This is a genomic window from Streptomyces sp. URMC 124, from assembly GCF_051386455.1.
In the GTDB taxonomy this organism is placed as follows: Bacteria; Actinomycetota; Actinomycetes; order Streptomycetales; family Streptomycetaceae; genus Streptomyces.
On sequence record NZ_JBPQTS010000358.1, the window covers coordinates 1 to 488 of the forward strand.

Here is a 488-nt window from a genome sequence, read left to right on the forward strand (position 1 = left end):
AACGTGCCCGCCGCGCAGCCCGTGCACAAGAAGACGCCCGCCCCCCTCGCCTCGACGCCCCCGGCCGACAAGCAGCGTGGCCTCGTCTACGACGGCCTCAAGCCCGCCCCCAAGGGCGACCGCTGCGTCGGCGTCTACAGCGTCTCGCGGGCCGGTCTGTGCACCCACGGCCCCGACGCCCCGCCCAAGGGCGTCGACATCACCAAGGACACCCCGCCCGTGGCGGCCAAGGCGGCCGCTCCCTCCTCCCTGACCGGCGACGGCGGCCAGGCCCCCTCGGCCACCGAGGCCCTCGGCGGAGCACCGTCCGTGGTCGACGCCCGCAAGGGCGGCGTGGCCGCGGCCGCCGCCGCTCCGAGCCCGGACGGGTCCACGACCCCGCAGGCCGGATCCGGCTCCAAGGTCGTCTGCGAGGGCGACGGTTCGGCCGGCAACCGCGTCCAGGTGCTGTACGTCCACGCGCCCGGGCGCGACCGGTTCGGGCAGTA

At 76.8% G+C, this 488-nt stretch carries 1 pseudogene; it reads left to right on the forward strand.

Annotated elements, in window-relative coordinates:
• A pseudogene (locus ACSNOG_RS32930) lies at positions 1-488 on the forward strand (RICIN domain-containing protein); the annotation flags it as partial.